Origin of the sequence: Streptomyces coffeae (assembly GCF_016741875.1) — a bacterium.
Classification (GTDB): domain Bacteria; phylum Actinomycetota; class Actinomycetes; order Streptomycetales; family Streptomycetaceae; genus Streptomyces; species Streptomyces coffeae.
In genome coordinates this window covers 142856-161656 of sequence record NZ_JAERRF010000015.1, presented here as the reverse complement: position 1 = coordinate 161656, position 18801 = coordinate 142856, and the positions used below count along the sequence as shown (strand labels likewise).

Here is an 18801-nt window from a genome sequence, read left to right as displayed (position 1 = left end):
ATGGCAGACTCCTCTTCATGTTGGATACCTCGGCACGCCTGCTCCGCCTGCTCTCGCTTTTGCAGGCCCACCGTGAATGGTCCGGCGCTGACCTTGCCGACCGGCTCGGGGTGACCCCGCGCACCGTACGCCGCGATATCGACCGGCTGCGCGAACTCGGCTACCCCGTGCACTCCGCACCGGGTACGGCGGGCGGCTACCAGCTGGGCGCCGGCGCCCAGTTGCCCCCGCTGCTGCTCGACGACGACGAGGCGGTGGCGGTCGCGGTCGGGCTGCGCCAGGCCGCGGGCGGCGGAGTCGAGGGCATCGAGGAGACCTCGGTACGAGCCCTGGCCAAACTGGAGCAGGTGCTGCCGGACCGGCTGCGCCGTCGGGTGGGCGCCCTGAACGCCTTCACCGTGCCGATGATCGGCGGGATCCCCGGGCCCGGGGTGGACCCGGCGGTGCTGACCGAACTGGCCAACGCCTGCCGGGACTGCTGCCGGCTGCGCTTCGAGTACCGCGACCACGGGGGCACCGTCAGCCGCCGCACCGCCGAACCTCATCGGCTGGTCTGCACCCAGCGCCGCTGGTATCTGGTCGCCTGGGACGTGGACCGTGAGGACTGGCGCACCTACCGCGTCGACCGGATCACCCCGACCCCGCCGCACGGTCCGCGGGTCGCCCCGCGCCGCCCGCCCGCCGACGACCTCGCCGCCTATGTCTCCAAGGGGATCTCCACCGCCGCGTACGCCGAGAAGGCCACGGTGCTGCTGCGGGTCTCCGCCGAGCGGGCGGCCGAGCACGTCTCGCCGTCGGCCGGGGTGCTGGAGGCGGTCGACGAGCACAGCTGTCTGCTGCACACCGGCGCCCACCGCCTCGACGTGATGGTGATCCACATCATGCTGATGGGCTTCGACTTCGAGGTGCGCGAGCCCGCCGAACTCACCGACCACGTCCGCCGGATCAGGGACCGGCTGGACCGCGCCCTGAACTGAACCGCACGCCCGGTCACTCGCCGCGCCACCTGGTCTGCTGGTCCTCCTCCAGTGCGACCCGTGCCACCTCCGGATGATGCAGATCGAAGGCGGGGGACTCGGTGCGGATCTTCGGCAGCGCAGTGAAGTTGTGCCGGGGCGGGGGACAGGAGGTGGCCCACTCCAGCGAGCGGCCGTGCCCCCAGGGGTCGTCCACCTCGACCCTCTGGCCGTACGAGGCCGTCCACCAGACGTTGTAGAGGAACGGCAGCGTGGAGAGTCCGAGCAGGAACGCCCCGATCGTGGAGACCGTGTTGAGCGTCGTGAAGCCGTCCGCCGCCAGATAGTCGGCGTAGCGCCGTGGCATCCCCTCCACGCCCAGCCAGTGCTGCACCAGGAAGGTGGTGTGGAAGCCGACGAACAGCGTCCAGAAGTGGATCCTGGCCAGCCGCTCGTTCAGCAGCTTCCCGGTGAACTTCGGCCACCAGAAGTAGAAGCCCGCGAACGTCGCGAAGACGACCGTTCCGAACACCACGTAGTGGAAGTGGCCGACCACGAAGTAGGTGTCGGTGACCTGGAAGTCGAGCGGGGGCGACGCCAGGATGACTCCGGTCAGCCCGCCGAACAGAAAGCTCACCAAGAAGCCGACGGCCCACAGCATCGGTGCCTCGAAGGACAGCGAACCGTTCAGCATCGTGCCGATCCAGTTGAAGAACTTCACCCCGGTCGGCACCGCGATCAGGAACGACAACAGTGAGAAGAACGGCAGCAGCACCGCGCCGGTGGCGAACATATGGTGCGCCCAGACCACCATCGACAGCCCGGTGATGGCCATCGTCGCGCCGATCAGCGTGAGGTAGCCGAAGATCGGCTTGCGGGAGAAGACCGGGATGATCTCGGTGATGATGCCGAAGAACGGCAGCGCGATGATGTAGACCTCGGGATGGCCGAAGAACCAGAACAGATGCTGCCACAGCAGTGCTCCGCCGAACCGGGGGTCGAAGACCACCGCCCCGAACCGCCGGTCCGCCTCCAGCGCCAGCAGTGCCGCCGCCAGCACCGGGAACGCCATGAGGATCATGATCGAGGTGAAGAGCGTGTTCCAGGTGAAGATGGGCATCCGGAACATCGTCATCCCCGGGGCGCGCATCACGATGATGGTGGTCAGGAAGTTGACCGCACCCAGGATGGTGCCGAAGCCCGCCAGCGCAAGCCCCATGATCCACATATCGGCGCCCACGCCGGGGGAGCGCACCACGCTGTTGAGCGGGGCGTAGCCGGTCCAGCCGAAGTCGGCACCGCCGCCGGGCACCATCAGACCGCACACCACGATCAGCCCGCCGAACAGGAACAGCCAGTACGAGAGCATATTGAGCCGGGGAAAGGCCACATCCGGCGAACCGATCTGCAACGGCATGATCTCGTTGGCGAACCCGGCGAAGGTCGGGGTGGCGAACAGCAGCAGCATGATGGTGCCATGCAGGGTGAACGCCTGGTTGAACTCCTCCTGGGAGATGAGCTGGATCCCCGGCCGGGCCAGCTCGGCCCGCATCACCAGCGCCAGTGCTCCTCCGATGAGGAAGAAGCCGAAGGAGGTGATCAGGTAGAGATGGCCGATCTTCTTGTGGTCGGTGGTGGTCAGCCAGTCCACGAGCAACCGGCCCTGTCGCGGCCGCCACACCCCGCCGGTCGTGGCGCGCGTGGTGTGCGTCGTCATCGAAGGCTCCCTCCGCGTCCGGAGACCGGATGCGAAACGGTTTTCCGCCATGATCACCCGATGGGTGCCCCGATCCGCGGAGGGCTGTCCAGCGTCACTCCCTCGGGGGCAACAGCGGACCGAGTGGCCCAAGGTCCAGATTGAGATCCGACGGCGCGATCCCGTAGCGCTCGCACAGCCCGCTCATCCGGTCCTCCAGCAGCATCAGCGTCAGACCGATCCGCTCCTCCTGGTCCTCCGTCAGATCGCCCTGATCCACCCGGCGCAGCGCCTGCCGCTCCATGAGCTGCCGCAGCAGCTCCACGACGGTCAGCACCAGCTTCATCAGATCGCGTTCGACGGTGTCCTGGTCCAGCTCCACCTTCCGGCTCACGGTTCCTCCCAGGGGGACGGCACGTTCTCGTTCACCGAGCTGATGAGCGCGCGGAGGTCGATCCGGACGAGATCGACGTCGGCGATCCGCAGGGTGAGGTCACCGGTGATCACCACACCGCCGGCGAGCAGCCGGTCCAGCAGATCCACCAGGGCGATCTGCCGATGGGCCAGGGGGCTTGTGGTCATCCGCCGGACCGTTCCCGCCTGGTCTCCGCCCGCCCGGTGTCGTCGCCGGACGGGGCGACGAAGGAGTACGGCACCCACGGCCCGGTCAGCTCCAGACGCACCCCCGCCGACCGCCGGTCCAGCTCCTCCACCCGCCCGGCGAACGCGGAGCTCTCCGCACGCGGCACCAGATACGCGGCGTTGAGCACATTGCGGTCCGCCGTACCGGAGAGCCGGGCGTCCTGCGGCGGATGCAGCCGGGCCTGCTCGGCATGGGCGCACAGGGCGTCGTGCACCTGCCGCGCACCGTCCTCGCTCCGCCCCCAGCGCTCCTGTGACGCCCGGCGCTCGGCCCGGCGTCTGCGCAGATAGTCGCGGCCGGAGCCGGCGGCCGTGGGCGCGGTGGTCGGCTCGGCGGGCGGGGGCGGCGCGGCGTACACCTTGACGCCCCATTCGACCCGGCCGTCCAGCCGGTCCAGCGCCTCGGTGAACCGTTCCCGTCCGGTCTCCAGCATGCGCCGCAGACCCTCCTCACCGCGGCAGACGGTGGCCAGCCGGACCGGCACCACACCGGTGCCCGCACCGGCGGCGTCCACCACGCGCGCATGGGCGCGGGCGATCCGCTCCAGCCACTCCAGCCTCTCCAGCCGTTCCTTCAGCGGCCCTTCGCCGAACTGCTCGGCCGGGACCGGGCCCGCCACCACCGCGAGACCGAGATGGACGACGGCGCGCACCGGTTCGCCCGCCACCCCCCGTACGCCCGCCAGGGCCGCGGCCGGCGCGCCGGTGTCACGCACGACCGCGTACGCGTACTGGAGTCCGTCGGCCCGAGGTGTTTCCCCCCGAGGTGCTTGTGTCATCAGCCCTCTTCCCGCCCTTCCAGCTCGTCCCGGCCGCGGGCGCGTGACGAGAGCGAGGGATCGTGCTCCCACCAGTCGATGCCCATCTCCCTGGCCTTGTCGACGGAGGCCACGATCAGCCGCAGTTTGATCGTGAGCAGTTCGATGTCGAGCAGATTGATACGGATGTCGCCCGCGATGACCACGCCCTTGTCGAGCACCCGCTCCAGGATGTCGGCCAGGTTGGCCCCGCTCTCGCCCCGGGCGGCCAGACCGCCCGGCGCGGGCGCGCGGGATGCCACGGGGGAGCCGTAGGCGGTGGTCATGGGGTCCCGTGCGCCCATCGGCGCGCCTCCTCCATCCGGTCGAGCAGTACGTCCTCCTGCCGCTCGAACTCCTCCTCGTCGATCAGCCCCTCCGTCAACTGGCTCTCCAGGGCGATCAGCGCGCCCTGGATGCTCGCGGGGTCGTAGTACTCCCGCTCCGCCTGGGCGAGGAGCTGCCGGAGCACCCAGCCGATCAGCAGCATCAGGAATCGACGAAGCTGTACGGCGGCAGCGGCCCGTTGACCCGCAGCGTCAGCCAGGGATGGGCCTTCTCCAGCTCGGCCGCCGCCTCCAGGAGGGGTTCGGCGGCGTCCTCGGCCAGCAGCACCGACAGGCTCAGGAACCAGCTGCCGCGCTCCGGACCGGGGCGCACCGCCTCGGCGGTGGGGGCGAGGGCCTCCTCCACGATCTGCGCGTCACGTACCTCGCGCGCCTGGACCGCGGCGGCCACCAGTTCGCCGAAGCGCATCCGCTCCTCGTGGGTGCCGCCGCCGGAGGCCCGGTTGGCCTCGGCCATCAACCGCAGCTCGGGCTCCTCGGAGAGCACCTGGTGCAGTACGGCGTTCTCCTCGTGCATCGCCTTGACGTTGTACTCCACCCGGTCCGCGAGCCGGGACAGCTGGTCGTGGTAGCGGTCGGCGTGCTCGGACAGGACCGTGCGCACGTCGTCGTCGCTCGTCGACACCGAGCCGAAGCGCATCGGCAGCACCGGATGGGCGTCGCCCACCTCGGCCAGCACATGATGATGGGCCAGCAGATCGCGCCGCCGGGGCTTGAGTTCGGCCGGGCAGTCGCTGACGATCGCGGACAGCTCGCCCTCGGTGAGCGCGCGGACCGGCAGCGGGGGGTCGCCGATACCGCGCAGCCGGTCGCCGAGATCGGAGACCTCGCCCCGCGCGATGCCGTAGACGTAGGTGTTCACTCGCCCTCCTCCGCCTTCTTCGACGCCGCCTTGCGAGGGGCCGTACGGCGGCCGCGCCCGCGGGCGGGCTCCTCCTCGCGCTCATCGCCACGGAGCGCCTCGGCCACGCTGCCGGCGGCCTTGCTGACCGTCTCCCCGGCGCCGGACAGCGCCCCCTTGGTCTTGCTGCGCGCGGCGCCCTCGGTGGCGCCGTCGAGGATCTCGGGGATCCCGGGGGACTTGTTGGGACCGGCCTCCAGGTCGAGCCGGTTGCATGCCTCGGCAAAGCGGAGATAGGTGTCGACGCTGGCCACCACGACCCGGACGTCGATCTTGAGTATCTCGATGCCGACGAGGGAGACGCGGATGAAGGCGTCGATCACTAATCCCCGGTCGAGGATGAGCTCCAGGACGTCGTACAGGCCGCTGGTGCCGCCCCCGCCCCTGGACTGCTGCGCCGGGACAACGGTTGTCATGTCGGATGTGCTCCTCTCAGCTCCGGTTGGTCGTCAGCTCCGTCGGGTCGCGTCCGGGCAGGCCGGTGGACCTCCGTACGGTCAGCCGCGGTCACTTCGGGTCACTTCGCCCGCGTTCGTAACGGCGGATACGGCGGTAGCCGGTGAGCACGCCGTCCGGATCGAGAGTCAGCTCGTACAGAGCCATCAGGCTCATCGTCTCCGGTACCCGGGCCAGCTCCACCACCTCGGCCTCCAGCGCCCATCCGTCCTCGGTCCGCTCCAACCGCGGCACCGCCTCGGGATACAGGCCCGTCAGCTCGGCGAGCTGTTCACGGGCAGAGCGCAGGAGCGCCACCGGGGTGATATGGCCGGTCGCCTTCTTGTCGCGGGTCGCATCGGGTGAGTCGGTCGAGTCAGTCATGTTCGCTCCGGTGGCGGCGGGTACCGCGTCCGCCCCCGGGTAAACCCGACGGTTCACGATCGGCGATTTGTGGTGGAATTGTGTGCTCCGGCTGCTTCCGGGCGATCTTCCCGGCGATGCTTTTCCGTCGGCCGCGCAATTCGTTCGACAGGATGATCCGCGGGCCTGTGCCTATACCAGACCAGCGCCTTTGGCACGGGAAATCAATGAAAAAGAGACCGGCCATCCCGGAGGTGTCAACATGAGCCCCGGAAGAGTGACAAAGTCACTAACAAACCCGGGCGTGTTTTCTGTGACACAAGTGTGACGAATGCTGGACTCGGGGCAGATGGAGCGGTGCTCGCCGTGATCCAGATCTCGCTTTCCCACTCGTTCGGCGCCGCCTACGGTGGCTGTCATGGGACCTGTACCGAACCGTCCGGACGAACCCGACGACGACCTCGACAGCTATGTGGGGCTCGACGCGAGAACCGCTGAGGAGCGGGCGCGGGAGCGCGGCTGGAGCACCGTGCGGGCGGTGCCGCCGGGCGCGATCATCACCATGGAATACCTCTTCGGGCGGATCAACTTCGAGGTGGCCGACGACGTCGTACGGCGCTGCTGGCGCGGCTGAGCCGCGCGCCACGCCGCCACACGCAGGGGGCACAACAACGGCCCCGGACGCTCTCACCGGAGCGTCCGGGGCCGTTTGCGCGGTCCTGGTGCGGTGGCCTTACGGGGCGCTGGTGCGTACCGTCCCGTGGCCGGGCGGGCGTCAGCCGCCGGTGGCCGTCGTACGCCCGCGGCCCGCGCCGGAGCCGTAGGGCCCGGTGGCGGTGCGGGGCACCCGGTCGGCGTGCGGCGGGCGGCGGCTGCCGCCCGGGCTGACCGGGGTCCGCTCGGAGCGCACGGAGTGCTGGTGCTGGCGGACCGGATGGTGCTGGCGGGGCTCGGCGATCCGGGCGGTGGGGCCGCCGGGGCGCCCGGCCACGCCCACCGGCTCACGCGGCGGCAGTTCGTCGTCGCGGGCGATCCGCGGGGTGGCCAGAGTCGATCCGGCCACCGGCCGGATCGAGGGGACGGGAACCGGTACCGGCGCCCGGCCGCTGTGCTGGCGCAGCCGGTGCCACAGGCCGAGCAGCAGCACCTCGGCGCGGTACATCACCGGCTCCAGCCAGGGCAGGGCCAGCAGCACCAGAACGCCGGCGGCCCAGCCGAGCACCACATCGCTCAGCCAGTGGGTGCCGAGATAGACGGTGGTCATGCCGACGCCGAAGGCGAAGCCCGTGGCGATCAGCGAGGCGACCCTGCGGGCCACCGGAGTGGTCGCCAGATACGCCAGAACACCCCAGGTGACCACGGCGTTCGCGGTGTGACCCGAAGGAAATATATCGCCGCCCGCCCACATCTCATTGGAGCCGACGGTGGTCGCGTAGTGCGGGCCGAGCCGTCCGAAGCCCAGCTTCACGGAGCCCACGGTGATGTTCAGCAGCAGCAGCGAGGAGCCGAGCACCAGCAGCGGACGCAGGGTGCGCTGCCGGTGGCAGCACCATCCCAGCCAGCATGCGACCGCCACGGCGGTGGGGCCGCGCTGGCCCATGACGACGAAATAGTCCAGGAAGGTATGGAACTCCGGCCACTGCTTGTAGGGCCGGAACAGCATGACCTGCCAGTCCAGCTTCACCAGCCACGAGGTGGTGAGCACGCCGATGACGGTGGCCGCGTAGACCGCCAGAGTGGACCCGAGCAGCCAGCGGCGGGTGCGGGTCATGCGCGGTCGCGCGAGATCGGTCGGGCGCTCCTCCGCCTCGGGGAGCTTGTCTTCGGTACGCACCTAATCGACGTTACATTGCGTGACAGGCGGGTTCGGTCGATCAGGTCGCTTTGTGATGACGATGTGATGTGGACTTCGTCTCGTCGGGTGCTTTTGGCCGCGCCTTTCCCGCGTAATCCACGAGCCCCCGGAGCTTTTGTGCGCACGGCCTTCCTATCGGCGGTCAACCGGTCCTTTATGGATTTCTTACAGCGGCGTTTATCGGTGATTAGCCGTGCCGTTCCCGCCCGTTTCCCGGGCCGACGCCGGTCCGTACGGGGGCCGCCCGCCGGGCCGGCGCCGCTCGGCCGGATGGCCGGATCACGGCGGTCCCGAACCATGCAGCCAGAACGCCCCGTAGAGCGCGGAGGCCAGCCCCACCGAGCCCAGGACCAGCGCCGTGCGCACCGGACGCTGCCGGGCCAACGCCAGCGCGAGCGGCAGCAGCAGCGGGAAGGCGGGTATCAACAGCCGTGGTTTCGAGCCGAAGTAGCCCTTCGCGCTCAGCGCGAGCACCAGCACCGACCCGCAGTACGCCAGCAGTGGCAGCGGCTGGCGCTGCCGCACACCGCGTGCGTACAGCCACAGCAGCGCCGCGACACCGGCCAGCAGCGCGAGCCCGGCAGGGAAGGACGGGCCCAACAGCATCCCGCCGATGAAGCCCGCGAAGGCCAGGCCGCCGTCGAAGCCGTTCCCCCAGCCGTTCTGCACATCGAAATAGCCGGTGACGCTGCCGGTCTCGAAGCCGACCCATGCCACATAGCCCAGCCAGCCCAGCGGTGCCAGCACTACCCCGGCGAGCAGCCGGGGATGGGTGCGCCAGGCCCGCCGCCACCTGCCCTCGGGCAGCAGCTCGACGGCCGCCGCCACCCACAGCGCGGCGACCACCGCCGCCCCCACCGGCCGGGTGAGCCCCGCGAGCGCCGCAAGCACGCCCGCCCACAGCCACTGGCGGGTCAGCGCCGCATACACCCCCCAGGCGGCCAGCGCCGTGAAGAGCGACTCGGAGTACGCCATCGACTGCACGATCCCGACCGGCAGCACTCCCCAGAGCGCCGCCAGCACGGTGCCCACCCGTCGTCCGTACAGCAGATCGCCGACCGCGAAGATCCCCCACGCGGCGAACAGCGAGGTGACCCAGCTCACCGCCAGCCCGGCGTCGGCCGCGTCCAGCGGAGATATGGCCGAGATCACCCGCTCCAGCGTGGGCAGCAGCGGGAAGAATGCCAGGTTCGAGTGGATCGAGCCGTCTGCCAGACGCAGTGTGTAGCCGTACCCCTCCTCGGCGATACGGGAGTACCAGAGGGAGTCCCAGCGGGCCGCGAGAAGCTGGTGGGGACTCTTGTCCGCCACTGCTCCCCAGATGGCCAGAACCACCAGCCCGACCAGGCGCGTCCCCGCATACGCGAGCAGCGCGGGGGTGGCTCGGCGCAGCGCGGCGCGCACGGTGCGGCCGGGCCGGCCGTCGTCGCTGCGCGGCACGGTGGCGGCATGGGCGAGATCAGTCACGGCGACGATTATCAAGCACGATCCGGATCGCCCGCGGCGCCTGTGGACAACCGTGAGTACGACACCCTGGCGCCACCTCCATGACGCCAGGGAGACGCGGGCGAGCCAAGGGACAAAAGGGGAACGACGGAACGTACGCCTCCGTAACCGCCTCATGTGCCAGGTGCAACATGACCTGCGGCACACGGTCGGCGCGCCGACTCGCGTACCCTGACCTCTCACTCGCGCCTTCGCCACCGGGTCACCGGACGCGTCTCTACGACGTGACGTTTCCGCCCTCCCGGGCGGATCGCGAGCGCAAGACCAGGGAGGTGCGTACATGTCCGGGACGACCACGGGCCGCGATCAGCGGACGGCGGGCGTTCCCCGGCAATGGCGCGGCACCGAAGCGGGCGACGGCGCGAACCGCTGGGTTGTCCTGCTGGTGCTCTGCGTCAGCCTGCTGCTCGTAGCCGTCGACGCCACCGTGCTCCACGTGGCCGTCCCCGCCGTCACCGAGGACCTTCGCCCCGGCTCGATCGAGCTGCTGTGGATCGTGGACGCCTATCCGCTGGTGTGCGCGTCCCTGCTGATCCTCTTCGGCACCCTCGGTGACCGCGTCGGCAGACGCCGGGTGCTGCTGCTCGGCTACGGGCTCTTCGGCGCCGCCTCGGCCCTCGCGGCCTTCGCCGCCACCCCCCAGATCCTCATCGGGGCCCGTGCCCTGCTGGGCATCGGCGGCGCGATGATCATGCCCGCCACGCTGTCGATCCTGCGCCAGGTCTTCCCCGACCGCCGGGAGCGCGCCCTCGCCATCGGGATATGGAGCGCGGTGGCCGCCGTCGGCGCGGCCGTCGGCCCGCTGCTCGGCGGATTCCTGGTCGAGCACTTCTGGTGGGGCTCGGTCTTCCTGATCAACATCCCGCTGATGGCGGTGGCCCTTCCGGTGGGCCGCTGGCTGCTGCCGGAGTCCATCGGCGAAGGCGACGGGCCGTGGGACGTGCTGGGCGCGGTCATGGCGGCCAGTGGACTGTTCTGCGTGGTCTTCGGAGTGAAGCGGGTGGGCAGCGGCTTCGGTCTGCTGGAGCCGGTCACCGCCCTCCCGGTGCTGTGCGGCGTCCTGTTGCTGGTGCTGTTCGTCCGCCGTCAGCGGCGCCGGGCGCATCCGCTGGTCGATCTCAACCTCTTCGCCCGGGCGGCCTTTTCGATCTCGGTCGGCTGTATCGTCCTGGCCCTGCTCGCGCTCGTCGGCCTGGAGCTCATAGCGGCGCAGTACCTCCAGCTGGTGCTGGGACTCACCCCGCTCGAGACCGGGCTGCGGCTGCTGCCGCTCACCTTCGCCGCCATGGCCGCCGGACTCGCGGGGTCCCGGATGCTCCAGGGGCTCGGCCCGCGCACCATGGTGGCGTTCGGCTTCGGGCTCACCGCCGCCGCGGTGCTCTCCCTCACCGTCATGGGCCAGTCCGACCGGCCCGCGGTGCTCATCGGCGCCTTCATCGTCCTCGGCTTCGGCCTGGAGACCACGCTCTTCGGCGCCTACGAGTCCATGCTCAACGAGGCGTCCGCGAAGTCGGCCGGTGGCGCGGCCGCCATCGGCGAGACCTCCTACCAACTCGGCGCCGGAATCGGCATAGCGCTGCTGGGCAGCGTGATGAACGCCGCCTACAAGCCCGGTGTCTCCTCGGTCACCGGGGTGCCGCAGCAGGCCGGCAACGACGCCGGACAGTCGCTGGGCGCGGCGTACGAGGTCTCCCACGAGCTCGGCGGGGCGGCCGGGAAGGCGCTGCGCGCCGCCGCCCGCGCCTCGTTCGTCCACGGACTGCATGTGACGCTCGTGGTCAGCGCGGGTCTGCTGCTGATCGGCGCACTGGCCGCGCTGCGGCTGCCGAAGACCATGGAGTGCGCCCCCGCCGACGAGGAGGAGTCCGCGCCGGGCGCCGCGGACGGTCCGGGCGCCACGGCCCGTGTGGACGCCGCGGAGGTCCCGGACACCTCGGAGCTCCCGGCCCGCCGCGACCGCGCGGCCGTCGTGGGCGCCGAGTCCTCCGGCTGACCTGGCGCGGAGCCACCGAACGGGCCCGAGTGGGTCTGGACGGCGGACGGGACCCGGCCGTAGCGTCGGAGCCGACACGGATGATCAGCGGTCCAGGGGCGGAGGGCGCGCCCGGCCACCGGTGGGCATCCGCCGCATCCGCCGTATCCCGCCGTATCCCACCGGAGGCCGCTACCCATGTCCGCTGGCACCCTGCCGCCGTTCGACCCGAGCGATCCGCTGGGCATCGACGACCTTCTCGGGCCCGAGGACCTGGCGGTCCGTGACACCGTCCGGCAGTGGGCCGCCAACCGCGTCCTGCCGCATATCGCCGACTGGTACGAGCGCGGTGAGCTGCCCGGTATCCGCGAACTGGCCCGGGAGCTGGGCTCGATCGGGGCGCTCGGGATGTCGCTGACGGGTTACGGCTGCGCGGGCGCGAGCGCTGTCCAGTACGGACTGGCCTGTCTGGAGCTGGAGGCCGCCGACTCCGGGATCCGTTCCCTGGTCTCGGTGCAGGGCTCGCTGGCGATGTACGCGATCCACCGCTTCGGCTCCGAGGAGCAGAAGCAGCGGTGGCTGCCGGGGATGGCCTCCGGGGAGACCATCGGCTGCTTCGGACTCACCGAGCCCGACATCGGCTCCGACCCGGCCGCCATGCGCACCCACGCCAAACGGGACGGTTCCGACTGGGTGCTGACGGGCCGCAAGATGTGGATCACCAATGGTTCGGTGGCCGGGGTCGCGGTGGTCTGGGCCCGCACCGACGAGGGCATCCGCGGATTCGCCGTGCCCACCGACACCCCGGGCTTCTCGGCTCCCGAGATCAAGCACAAGTGGTCGCTGCGTGCCTCGGTCACCAGCGAACTGGTGATGGACGAGGTACGGCTGCCCGCCGACGCGGTGCTCCCCGAGGTCACCGGGCTGCGCGGACCGCTGAGCTGTCTCAGCCACGCCCGCTACGGCATCGTCTGGGGTGCGATGGGCGCGGCCCGCGCGTCGTTCGAGGCGGCGCTCGACTACTCCCGGACCCGTGAGCAGTTCGGCCGTCCGATCGGAGGCTTCCAGCTCACCCAGGCCAAGCTGGCCGATATGGCGGTGGAACTGCACAAGGGTGTGCTGCTGGCCCACCATCTGGGGCGGCGGATGGACGCCGGGCGGCTCCGCCCCGAGCAGGTCAGCTTCGGCAAGCTGAACAATGTGCGGGAGGCGATCGACATCTGCCGCACGGCCCGGACCATCCTGGGCGCCAACGGGATCTCGCTGGAGTACCCGGTGATGCGGCATGCCACGAATCTGGAGTCGGTGCTCACCTACGAGGGCACCGTCGAGATGCACCAACTGGTGCTCGGCAAGGCGCTCACCGGTCTCGATGCCTTCCGCTGAGGCGGCCGGGGCACCTCAGCCCCGGGCGAGTGAGCCGAAGGGGCGCGACCCTGTCGTAAGGGAGAGCGCGCGGAGGCCCTGAGGCTGCAATCGATATGCGGCTCCGCCGCGCGGAGGGCCGAGCACGGTCGACCGTCGTCAGGGGCTTTGGCGCCCCGGAGGCGAACCGAGCCCCCTGAAAAGGGGGCTCAGCTCTGGTTGAAGAAGCCGCCGATCGAGCGCTGGGCCTCACCGCTGACGATCTGGTAGTCGGCCGGGGTGAGGAGGAAGACGCGGTTGGCGACGCGCTCGATGGAACCGCGCAGCCCGAACGTCAGCCCCGCCGCGAAGTCGACCACGCGCTTGGCGTCGGCGGGCTCCATCGTCGTCAGATTGACGATGACCGGGACGCCTTCCCGGAACAGCTCACCGATGCCCCGGGCGTCCCGGAAGCCGTCCGGGGTGACCGTGGCGATGCGCGTGCCCTGGTCCTGCGCGGCCTGGTCGGCCACCCGCACCCGCGGGTCGGTCACCCAGGAGTCGCCGGGCTCGGGCCCCTCGGCGTAGTCGTCGTCGTAGTAGCGCTCGTCATCGCTGTCGTCGACGAGGCCAAGCCAGGCACTCGCCTTGCGCACCGATCCCATGGACGCCTCCTTTCGCTAACGGTGTGTACTGTCCGCCCCTCCATGGTCGTCCATGATGCGGATGGTGTGCCACGTGGATTGCGGCCGCACAGGGGATTCGTGACGTTACTGGCACACAACGCCTGGCGCCATATCAGAGTTCCACCTGCTTAGGGGGGCTGACGGAGCGCTGGGTAGACTCCGCCGGGCCGGACGGGTGACGTCGGGGACGTACGGGTGAACGGGGATCTTTGTGTTTGGCATTATCCGGCCTTGCCGCCACCGCCTGTCGGAAAACTTGCGGACCGAGTGGATGGCGCATCTGTGCGGGTTGTGCCTCGCGTTGAGGGGTGACCACGGGCAGTTCGCCCGGATTGCCACCAATTACGACGGTCTGGTGATCTCCGTACTGGTTGAGGCCCAGGCCGGACGCTCCGACAGCTGGCGGCGTACCGCCGGGCCGTGCCCGCTGCGCGGGATGCGCACCGCCTCCGTCGCGCAGGGCGAGGGCGCCCGGCTCGCCGCCACCGTCTCCCTGGTGCTGGCCTCGGCGAAGGTGCGTGACCATGTGGAGGACGGCGACGGGGCGTTGGCCCGGCGGCCGGTCGCCGCGGCCGCCCGCCGGGTCGCCGCCCGGTGGGACCGGGCCGGGGCGCGCAGTGGTGCCGACATCGGCTTCGACACCGCCGTACTGCTCGACGCGGTCGGTCGGCAGGCCGGGGTCGAGAGCGCGGCCGGGATCGGCACCTCACTGCTGACCATCACCGAGCCCACCGAGACCGCGACCGCCGCGGCTTTCGGCCACACCGCGATCCTGGCCGGGCGGCCGGAGAACCAGGCCCCGCTGGAGGAGGCCGGACGGCTCTTCGGACGGCTGGCCCATCTGCTGGACGCGGTGGAGGACCTGGTCGAGGACGCCGAGACCGGCGCCTGGAACCCGATCGCCGCCACCGGCGCGGATCTCGCCGAGGTGCGCAGGCTCTGCGACGACGCGGTGCATGGCGTGCGGCTCGCCCTCCGGGACACCAAGTTCGCGAGCAAGGGCTCGGGAAAGCTGGCGCATGTGCTGCTGGCGCACGAACTGCCGCGCGCGGTGGACCGCGCCTTCGGCACCACCGGCTGCGCCCACACCACCGATGCCACGCACAGCGGGTCCGGCGCGCCGGAGTTCGAGATGCTCGGCCCCGAGGGATCCCAGGGCGCACCACCCCCGCAGTCGCCGTGGATCAACCCGCCCGGCGGCCCCGGCGGCGCGCCGCCCGAGCCGCCGAACCGGGGTCGCCGCCGCGGGCTGATAGCCGGGTGCGCGGTGTGGTCCGGGCTCTTCTGCACCTGTCAGGTGTGCTGCAAGGACCCGTACCACGACCCGTGGACCGGGGAGCCGCGCGAGGGTCTGTGCCACAAGTGCGATGACTGCTCGGACTGCTGCGATTGCTGTGACTGCTGCAACTGCTGCAACTGCTGTGATGGCTGCGATTGCTGTGACGGTTGCGACTGCGGTTGCGACTGCGGCTGTTGACGACCGACTGAGCGCGACCGGCCTGACGCGCTCACCGTGCTCGAGCACGTCGCACCGGCAACCGAGCGGATCGGTCAGGCCGATTCATCGACCGCGACAAGCTCCACTACGTGGACTTCGAGAGCGGCCGCTTCCGGGTGCGCGGACCGGATGCGCGACGAACCGCGTTGCCGCGCCGAGGGATTGGGCCGGGAGCGCGACGCGCTCACCGTGCTCGCCGCCGAGTTCATGGCCGCCGCGCGGGCGTTGTGGCACTCCTGGGCACCCGACGACACTCCGGGCACGTCGTTCACAGCGGTGAACTCGTTCGCATCGAGGGGGGCAGGGGTTCAAATCCCCTCAGGTCCGCCCAGGCTCCGGACGTGCTCGTCAGCGGAGGCCAAGCCGGAGCCGAGCCCCTGGTCCGCCTTGTGGGGGATGGTGTTCAACCGACACCGCCGCTCGTACCAGATCACCGTGCGCTGACTTGATCCCCTCGACGTCCACGGCTGCTCGAAGGCTCGTCCGCGTCAGACGCAGGTCCCGGGCGCCCCGGCCCCACCCATTACGCTGCAGTGTCCACGACAACGAACAGGGAACGACGGGGGCGGAGCCAAAGCAATGTACGCAGGGATGGAGGAGTCCGAGCCGACACGGCGGCCGCGGAAGTTGAGCCGACGAGCGCGGTATGGGCTGGTGGCGGGTGTGCTCGCGCTCAGCGCGGCGGCGGTCCTGATGCCGGTCCTTGTCCTCGCCGACGATGACTCCGAGTGCCGCACGGTCCCCGCCGAAACCGCAGCTCTCGCTGACGACCCGGAGGCGGCCACCCGCGCCCTGGACCCGGGGCAGGGGCTGGCCGGGATCGGAGAGGTGCGGACCCTGCTGGGCACGCAGGGCACGCCGCTGTGTGCGGGGAAGGACGGCTCGGAGGCGGCCGGCAGGGTGCTGCTGGCGGCCACCACGGGCGCGCGGCAGACGCACACACTGCCCATGGCACGCGTCGTTCACGCGACGGTCATCGCGCTGGGCAGGGAGGCCGACGGTCGCATGACGGCGGGGCTGGAACCGTACGTCGCTCGTGTGCTGGCCGCGTACATCGGTGACTTCACGCAGCACCCGATCTCCGACGTCGAGGGGCCCGCCTTCGTCGCGAGCAAGGTCGACGAGCACCTGGTCGCCGACTATCCGTATCCGGGCGAGGCGCACGCCGTCATCACCCGCTACGCGAGCGGCCGGAGGGCGCTTGTGCGGAATCTCGCCGGGAACCCGGAGTCGTTCGCCGTGCTCTACGACGCTGACCGCGCCCATCTGGCGTACTACCTGGAGCGGCTGGACGACGAGGCGGCCAACCCCACAACGACGCACGGTATCGAGGGCACCGAGACCGACCTGTACCGGATCGGTGAGCTCACCGGGCTGCTGATGCGGGCCCGCGCTTTTCACGCCGAGTCGGGCACCATCGACCTCGACACGTTCGACCGCGCGGTGCTCCGGCACAGCAGGGGCACCTACCGCGCCGCCGCCCATCAGGTCACCAGCTACCCACCCGCGGGCACCATCGCCACACGTGCGGCCGTCAAGGCGGACGCGAAGGACTTCATGGACGGGCACGCACAGATTCTCGCGCCGTACGACGCCTGGGCCCGCGAGCGGGGGATCGATCCCGTGCATGCCCGCCAGGCGCGATCGGCGATCCAGAAGGGTTACAACCGGGAACTGCGCGACGTGGCGTGGTAGCGAGCCCGTCACAGACGACAGCACTGCCCCTCCCACCAGAGGCGGAAGGGGCAGTGCCGGGGCCGACGGCCGTGGCGAACGCGACGTCGTTCCTTCTCTCCTAACGGAGAGCTACCGGGTCACGCCTGTCGATGCGGGAGCTTGAGCGCAAGCACGGCGTGACGTGGCGGACGGTGCGGAAGGCGTTGGATTCGGCCTGGCCGGAGCCGCGCAAGAAGCTGCCGCCGCGGGCGACCGGGCTGGATCCGTACAAGCAGGTGATCGACGAGATCCTGCGGGCGGACCTGGATGGGCCGCGCAAGCAGCGGCACACGGTCACGCGGATCTTCCACCGGTTGGTTGAGGAACCGGCGCCGATGTCTCCTACGGGATGGTCCGCTACTACGTCGCGGCACGGAAGCCCGAGATCCTGGTCGAGTCGGGCAAGGCCCCCGCTGGAGGCGTTCGTCCCGCAGACCCACCAGCCAGGCTGCCGATCTTGACGTGAGCGACGAGGGGGCTGAGGGACATCGGAACGAAGACCGGTGCTAAAAGACAGCTGTATGTGGGTTCAGCGAGTGATCGAACTGACCGGGTGGGAGCCACTCGGGATCTCCGTCGACTGGGCGGCGATCGAGGGAGAGCTGGGGGTTCCGCTGCCGGCGGACTACAAGGAGCTCTACGAGGTGTTCGGCGGCGGCGTCTTCAGTGCTTCCGTCTACTTTCTGGGGCGCGACGAGGGCGTCTCGTTCGACTTCCTGACACAGTGGCGGGTCTGGCTGTCGGTCGACCAGGACAGCAGGCTCGGAGACGTCTCCGCCGTCGATCCCTATGCGATCTACGCGCCGGGCGGCAAGGGGCTGGTGCCCTGGGGCTCCACCGAATGGGCCGACGGGTACTTCTGGCTGATCGATGCCGAGCGGCCGGGCGATTACCCCGTCCTTGCGCGGTCCGATGACGGCGGCGCATGGGACCAGTACGACATGTCCACCTCTGAGTTCCTCTACCGCGTCCTTGCCGATGCCGATTTTCAACCTTTCGGGATCGCGCAGTACGACCTCGGCACGACGTTCAAGCCCGGCTCCGGCGACCCCTTCGACGGCCAGCCGCTCTGACGAGAGGCTGGCCGTCACGCGATTTTCTCCTGATGTGTGCCGCCTCCTTTACTCCGAAGGAGGCGGCGGCCCTCGTAGCGCAGGCCGCTTACGGACTGTCCCGCGGGTCACGAGCGAAGCCAGAGGCGAATAGCGGCGACGGTCACGGTGCCATGAAAGATGTACGCCCTCTTGTCGAATCGGGTGGCTACGGCGCGAAAGCCCTGGAGTGGTCAGCTCCGGAGGTCCTTCGGGGGTTGACGTGATGGTTGGTGGCGTGGCCCGAGGTGCTCAGATGTGCAGACCGCTGACGGGATGCGATCACTACGGTCTCAGCGGGGCAGCCTCAGCTCGCCCGCACGCAGCCCGGCCTGGAAGCGGGAGTCGGCCTCGAGCTTGGCCATCAGTTCGGCTACGCGCCGCCGGTAGGTGCGTAGCGAGACGCCGAGCCGGTTGGCCGCGGTTGCGTCGGTGAGTCCCGAAGCGAGGGCTTGGAGGATCACGCGGCCGTCGGCATCGAGGTGCGGGACGTTGCTGCGCAGGTAGGTGTCGAGATCGACGGCGGTGTCCCAGATCGCCCGGAACAGCGAGTGGACGCCGTCGACCAGGATCTGCGACGTCGTCACGGTGTACTCACGGCCGGTGGGGGTGTGTTGGTCGGCGAGGATCATCACCCGCCGGTCGATGAGGATGGTCTCGTGCGGCAGCTGCGAGCCGCTGATCCGTACGAGTGCCCCCTTGCTCTGCACCAGCCGCAGGTGCGCGCGGGCCTCCTCGTCGACGAGCGCGACCGGGCTCAGCAGCTTGCGAGAGGTGAAGTCAGAGGAATTCGTAGCACGCATCCGGTTCCTGATCGCGGCCATGGCCTCCGGCTGCGACCAGGTCTTGAGGTCCCGGGCGGCACACAGGAATTCGGTCTGCGCGGACTCGAAGAGATGACCGGCACGCGCGATCAACTCTGCGTCCCCTTGCACTGAAAACACCTGTTCGTTCCGCATCCCTCCAGTCTGGCAGCAAGCTGCCACGAGCTCGCTG

At 70.2% G+C, this 18801-nt stretch carries 21 protein-coding genes and 1 pseudogene; 7 read left to right on the top strand and 15 right to left on the bottom strand.

Translation table 11 applies throughout. The features are described 5' to 3' along the window. The first annotated feature begins 17 nt into the window (after window positions 1–17). Window positions 18–977 carry a helix-turn-helix transcriptional regulator gene (locus JK363_RS24835; protein ID WP_201877387.1) on the top strand — a complete coding sequence of 320 codons (960 nt, stop codon included), beginning with the start codon at window positions 18–20 and terminating at the stop codon, window positions 975–977. Window positions 978–990: 13 nt separating this feature from the next. Here the strand turns inward: JK363_RS24835 and ctaD are convergent, their stop codons facing one another. The 9 genes from ctaD to gvpO form a co-directional block, all read right to left on the bottom strand. Continuing rightward, a complete protein-coding gene (gene ctaD / locus JK363_RS24830) occupies window positions 991–2673 on the bottom strand; it encodes an aa3-type cytochrome oxidase subunit I (protein ID WP_201877384.1) in 1683 nt (560 codons plus the stop codon). Window positions 2674–2767: 94 nt separating this feature from the next. Continuing rightward, the gene (locus tag JK363_RS24825) at window positions 2768–3046 is read right to left on the bottom strand and encodes a gas vesicle protein K (protein ID WP_201877383.1); all 279 of its coding nucleotides are present in this window, start codon (window positions 3044–3046) and stop codon (window positions 2768–2770) included. After that, entirely contained in the window at window positions 3043–3234 is a 192-nt protein-coding gene (locus JK363_RS24820; protein ID WP_176183736.1) for a gas vesicle protein, read from the bottom strand. Before JK363_RS24820 ends, JK363_RS24825 begins: the two co-directional genes overlap by 4 nt. Beyond that, window positions 3231–4073 (bottom strand): GvpL/GvpF family gas vesicle protein, encoded by an 843-nt coding sequence (locus JK363_RS24815; protein ID WP_201877382.1) that lies wholly within the window; start codon window positions 4071–4073, stop codon window positions 3231–3233. The genes JK363_RS24820 and JK363_RS24815 overlap by 4 nt, the downstream gene beginning before the upstream one ends. After that, window positions 4073–4378 (bottom strand): gas vesicle protein, encoded by a 306-nt coding sequence (locus JK363_RS24810; RefSeq protein WP_372444838.1) that lies wholly within the window; start codon window positions 4376–4378, stop codon window positions 4073–4075. Before JK363_RS24810 ends, JK363_RS24815 begins: the two co-directional genes overlap by 1 nt. Further along, window positions 4375–4581 carry a gas vesicle protein GvpG gene (locus JK363_RS24805; RefSeq protein ID WP_201877381.1) on the bottom strand — a complete coding sequence of 69 codons (207 nt, stop codon included), beginning with the start codon at window positions 4579–4581 and terminating at the stop codon, window positions 4375–4377. The genes JK363_RS24810 and JK363_RS24805 overlap by 4 nt, the downstream gene beginning before the upstream one ends. Next, a complete protein-coding gene (locus JK363_RS24800) occupies window positions 4581–5300 on the bottom strand; it encodes a GvpL/GvpF family gas vesicle protein (protein WP_201877380.1) in 720 nt (239 codons plus the stop codon). The genes JK363_RS24805 and JK363_RS24800 overlap by 1 nt, the downstream gene beginning before the upstream one ends. After that, on the bottom strand, window positions 5297–5755 hold the full coding sequence (locus tag JK363_RS24795; protein ID WP_201877379.1) for a gas vesicle structural protein GvpA: 459 nt from the start codon (window positions 5753–5755) through the stop codon (window positions 5297–5299). The genes JK363_RS24800 and JK363_RS24795 overlap by 4 nt, the downstream gene beginning before the upstream one ends. Before the next feature lie 91 nt (window positions 5756–5846). Then, window positions 5847–6158: a gas vesicle protein GvpO gene (gene gvpO / locus JK363_RS24790; RefSeq protein ID WP_201877378.1), complete on the bottom strand. Its 312-nt coding sequence runs from the start codon at window positions 6156–6158 to the stop codon at window positions 5847–5849. Between the two features lie 397 nt (window positions 6159–6555). Here gvpO and JK363_RS24785 point away from each other — a divergent pair, with 397 nt between their 5' ends. Next, window positions 6556–6771: an I78 family peptidase inhibitor gene (locus JK363_RS24785; protein WP_201877376.1), complete on the top strand. Its 216-nt coding sequence runs from the start codon at window positions 6556–6558 to the stop codon at window positions 6769–6771. A 141-nt stretch (window positions 6772–6912) separates the two neighbouring features. Here JK363_RS24785 and JK363_RS24780 read toward each other — a convergent pair whose 3' ends face one another. After that, a complete protein-coding gene (locus JK363_RS24780) occupies window positions 6913–7971 on the bottom strand; it encodes a phosphatase PAP2 family protein (protein ID WP_201877374.1) in 1059 nt (352 codons plus the stop codon). Window positions 7972–8271: 300 nt separating this feature from the next. Then, window positions 8272–9459, bottom strand: a complete 1188-nt coding sequence (locus tag JK363_RS24775; protein WP_372444834.1) for a putative hexosyltransferase — start codon at window positions 9457–9459, stop codon at window positions 8272–8274. A gap of 319 nt (window positions 9460–9778) precedes the next feature. Here JK363_RS24775 and JK363_RS24770 point away from each other — a divergent pair, with 319 nt between their 5' ends. Next, window positions 9779–11491: an MFS transporter gene (locus JK363_RS24770; RefSeq protein ID WP_201877372.1), complete on the top strand. Its 1713-nt coding sequence runs from the start codon at window positions 9779–9781 to the stop codon at window positions 11489–11491. A 177-nt stretch (window positions 11492–11668) separates the two neighbouring features. Next, window positions 11669–12856 (top strand): acyl-CoA dehydrogenase family protein, encoded by a 1188-nt coding sequence (locus JK363_RS24765; RefSeq protein WP_201877371.1) that lies wholly within the window; start codon window positions 11669–11671, stop codon window positions 12854–12856. Between the two features lie 188 nt (window positions 12857–13044). On the opposite strand, the gene JK363_RS24760 is transcribed toward JK363_RS24765, so the two are convergent. Then, window positions 13045–13479 (bottom strand): cell division protein SepF, encoded by a 435-nt coding sequence (locus tag JK363_RS24760; RefSeq protein ID WP_201877370.1) that lies wholly within the window; start codon window positions 13477–13479, stop codon window positions 13045–13047. 232 nt (window positions 13480–13711) lie between these two features. Between JK363_RS24760 and JK363_RS24755 the strand changes: the two genes are divergently transcribed. Then, the gene (locus JK363_RS24755) at window positions 13712–14977 is read left to right on the top strand and encodes a DUF5685 family protein (RefSeq protein ID WP_201877369.1); all 1266 of its coding nucleotides are present in this window, start codon (window positions 13712–13714) and stop codon (window positions 14975–14977) included. 74 nt (window positions 14978–15051) lie between these two features. Here JK363_RS24755 and JK363_RS24750 read toward each other — a convergent pair whose 3' ends face one another. After that, window positions 15052–15270, bottom strand: a complete 219-nt coding sequence (locus JK363_RS24750; protein ID WP_201877368.1) for a hypothetical protein — start codon at window positions 15268–15270, stop codon at window positions 15052–15054. Window positions 15271–15577: 307 nt separating this feature from the next. Between JK363_RS24750 and JK363_RS24745 the strand changes: the two genes are divergently transcribed. Continuing rightward, complete coding sequence (locus JK363_RS24745; RefSeq protein ID WP_201877367.1) at window positions 15578–16693, top strand: hypothetical protein; 1116 nt, start codon at window positions 15578–15580, stop codon at window positions 16691–16693. Between the two features lie 557 nt (window positions 16694–17250). Continuing rightward, window positions 17251–17787, top strand: a complete 537-nt coding sequence (locus JK363_RS24740; RefSeq protein WP_201877366.1) for an SMI1/KNR4 family protein — start codon at window positions 17251–17253, stop codon at window positions 17785–17787. 107 nt (window positions 17788–17894) lie between these two features. On the opposite strand, the pseudogene JK363_RS24735 reads toward JK363_RS24740, so the two are convergent. Both JK363_RS24735 and JK363_RS24730 read right to left on the bottom strand, forming a co-directional pair. Beyond that, window positions 17895–17996: pseudogene (locus JK363_RS24735) on the bottom strand (IS5/IS1182 family transposase); the annotation flags it as partial. 102 nt (window positions 17997–18098) lie between these two features. Then, complete coding sequence (locus JK363_RS24730) at window positions 18099–18764, bottom strand: helix-turn-helix domain-containing protein (protein ID WP_201877365.1); 666 nt, start codon at window positions 18762–18764, stop codon at window positions 18099–18101. Window positions 18765–18801 lie beyond the last annotated feature (37 nt).